The sequence below is a fragment of the Desulfurella sp. genome (assembly GCF_023256235.1).
Taxonomy (GTDB): Bacteria; Campylobacterota_A; Desulfurellia; order Desulfurellales; family Desulfurellaceae; genus Desulfurella.
The window spans coordinates 35481-38704 of record NZ_JAGDWY010000063.1; the positions used below are offsets into that span (position 1 = coordinate 35481).

Here is a 3224-nt window from a genome sequence, read left to right on the forward strand (position 1 = left end):
TCTTTGGCTCCAAATAAATTACAAATTGGTGTTAATTTAACAAAAGGCTTAGGTGCAGGCAGTGATCCTCAAAAAGGCAAACAAGCCGCAGAAGAAAGCATTGAAGATATCAAAAAAACACTTCAAGGCGCTGATATGGTTTTTATAACAGCAGGAATGGGAGGTGGTACAGGTACAGGCGCAAGCCCAATAATAGCAAAGGTAGCTAAAGAGTTAGGGGCACTAACAATTGGCGTTGTAACAAAACCATTCAGCTATGAAGGAAAAAATAAAGAAAAAATTGCTAAAGAAGGCTTAGAATCGCTTAAACAAATTGTTGATAGTATAATTATCGTACCTAATCAAAAACTGTTTGATTTTTACAAAAATTTAACACTTATTGATGCTTTTAAAAAAGTTGATGATATTTTAAGACAAGCAGTACAAAGTATAGTTGAACTTGTTCAAAAACCTTCTGATAACGCTTCATTTATTATTAATATTGATTTTGCAGATGCACAAACAATAATGAGTGAAAAAGGTATTGCTCTAATGGGAATAGGCGAAGCAACTGGCGATAATAGAATTAAAATAGCTACAGAAATGGCAATATCAAACCCTTTGCTTGAAAATACTAGCATTGAAGGCGCAAAAGGTATATTAATGAATATCACAGCAAGCAGTAATTTTGGATTACAAGAATTGGAAGAAGCAGCCAGCATAATCCAAAATGCCATGAATGAGCAAGCAATATTTAAATATGGTTTTATTGTCAATGATGCATTAGAAGATAAAGTAAGAGTAACAATTATTGCAACTGGTTTTGAAGAAAAAAATAAAAATGACTCAATAAAAAAAATTAATAAGTATAAAAATATAGATAAAAATTATTTCAACGAAATAAGGAAAATATCTGAAATGCCAATTGAAGATAAATTTGATATACCAACTTATATAAGAAATAAAGACGAGTAGAAAATTGGTGCTAATATTTTTAATTGCTTTATTTTCATTTTTGATTGGCAGCATACCTTCCGGTTATTTGATAGGAAAAACTAAAGGTATAGATTTAAAATCCACTGGTAGTGGTAATATTGGCGCATCAAATGCGTATAGAGTTCTTGGTAAAAAAGAGGCTTTACTTACTTTACTATTTGATATGGCAAAAGGTTTTATAGTAGTTTTATGTGTTGAAAAAATCCCTTTTGCTCAAAATTTAAAAGAAATTTTAATACCAGTTTCGATAGTGTCTGTGGTTTTAGGTCATGATTTTTCAATTTTCTTAAAATTTAAAGGTGGAAAAGGCGTAGCTACAACATACGGCAGCACGCTTCTATACTCTAACTACGCTTACGTTGGCTTAATACTCTGGCTTATTATTTTAAAAGTAACAAGATACGCTTCTCTTGCTTCTTTATTGTCATTTAGCATTACAGTTTTCTTTGTTTTAATATTTGAAACTAGTATTACAGTAAAACTTACTTTTTTGATTTTATTAGGATTAATGATAATTAGACATTTTAGCAACATAGAAAGAATATTACAAGGAAGTGAACATAAAATTGAAGGGAGAATTTAAATATGGCACTAAATGAAAAAGAAATCAATTTTATAGCTGATAAAATTGTCAATACTCTAATTAGAAAAGGCCTTATCCAGCTAAAAAAAGATAAAATGGTAATAATAGATTTTGTCAAACAAACTTTAGAGCAAGATGCTCAAAAAGAAAAAGAAATTGAACAAAAAACACTTTTGTATATTGAAAACTACAAAGAACAAATAAAACAGGAAAATATTGATCAAGCAAAATTTTTTCAAATGATAAAACGTAAAATTGCGGAAAGAGAAGGATTTGTTTTATGAAATACTCAAAGGATAGAATACGAAATATAGCTAGAAATATAATAAAAAATCTCGATAGTAACAAAGTAGTTGACTTTTTGGTTGCAAGAGATATTCTATTGTCGGAGATTGAAAATGTTATTGAGGATTATTTTAAAATAAATGTACAAGCTTACGAGGCCGCTTTAGAAGAAATAAAAAAGAAAAAGAAAATTATGGCTGGAAGTATAGAATGGGATATAACATTTAATCAGATATACGAGCAGGAGTTAAATAAAAGGTTATTAAAATGATAAAAGCATATTTAATTTTAGAAAATGGCACTATATTTGAAGGTAAATCATTTGGTGCTCAAGGTACATCAATAGGTGAAATTGTATTTAATACTAGCATGAGTGGGTACCAGGAAATACTGACAGATCCTTCATATAAAGGTCAAATTGTACTTATGACATACCCCCAAATTGGCAATTATGGAACAAATGATATAGATATTGAAAGTGAAAAACCAACAGTTGAAGGTTTTATTATAAAAGAATTATCCCCAATAGCTTCAAATTTCAGAAGCAAATATACACTTGATGAGTATCTTAAAATGCACTCAATAGTCGGTATTTCGGATATAGATACTAGGTACTTGACTAAAATTTTACGTGAACATGGTAGTATGATGGGCATGATAACTACGAAAGAATTTACAAAAAATGAACTTATAGCCAAATCTAAAAATTTAGGCACAATTGTTGGAAAAGATTTAGTACAGTATGTTACATGCTCGACTTCATACAAATGGAATGAACCATTATACCATTTCGATTTTGAAAATAAATCACAAATAAAAGATATACACAAAAAACCTAAAGTTATAGTTTATGATTTTGGAACTAAAAGAAATATTTTAAGACACTTATATAGCATAGGTTTTGAAGTAATAGTTGTAAATGCTTACACTACATATGAAGATATAAAAAAATTGTCACCTGACGCTATTTTTTTATCAAATGGACCGGGAGACCCAAGAGGTCTCAAAGATGAACACTTAACAGAAGTAAAAAAAGCAATTTTAGAATATCCAACATTTGGTATATGTTTTGGGTTACAAATTATCTCCAGAATTTTTAATGCAAAAATTTATAAATTAAAATTTGGTCATCATGGTGCCAATCATCCTGTTAAAAATTTACTTAATGGAAAAATAGAAATAACTGTTCAAAACCATAATTATGCAGCTACAGAAGATAGTTTATTAAAAAATGATTTTGAAATAACACATAAAAACTTAAATGATAATAGCATAGAAGGCATAAAGCACAAAAAATTACCAATATTTGCTGTTCAATACCATCCAGAAGCCAGTGCTGGACCTCACGATTCAAATTATCTTTTTGGTGAGTTTTATAAAA

The 3224-nt window shown here is 29.1% G+C and carries 5 protein-coding genes; all 5 read left to right on the forward strand.

The annotated features are described in order from the left end of the window. Nucleotides 1-954: cell division protein FtsZ (gene ftsZ, locus Q0C22_RS06580; protein WP_291492993.1), on the forward strand; the 954-nt coding region annotated here is incomplete at its 5' end. 7 nt (nucleotides 955-961) lie between these two features. Continuing rightward, complete coding sequence (gene plsY, locus Q0C22_RS06585) at nucleotides 962-1558, forward strand: glycerol-3-phosphate 1-O-acyltransferase PlsY (RefSeq protein ID WP_291492994.1); 597 nt, start codon at nucleotides 962-964, stop codon at nucleotides 1556-1558. 2 nt (nucleotides 1559-1560) lie between these two features. Further along, a complete protein-coding gene (locus Q0C22_RS06590; protein ID WP_291492995.1) occupies nucleotides 1561-1842 on the forward strand; it encodes a DUF507 family protein in 282 nt (93 codons plus the stop codon). Then, nucleotides 1839-2114, forward strand: coding sequence for a DUF507 family protein (locus Q0C22_RS06595; protein ID WP_291492996.1), 276 nt, complete (start codon nucleotides 1839-1841; stop codon nucleotides 2112-2114). The genes Q0C22_RS06590 and Q0C22_RS06595 overlap by 4 nt, the downstream gene beginning before the upstream one ends. Further along, a partial coding sequence (carA, locus tag Q0C22_RS06600) for a glutamine-hydrolyzing carbamoyl-phosphate synthase small subunit (protein ID WP_291492998.1) occupies nucleotides 2111-3224 on the forward strand: 1114 nt, incomplete at its 3' end. The genes Q0C22_RS06595 and carA, both read left to right, overlap by 4 nt.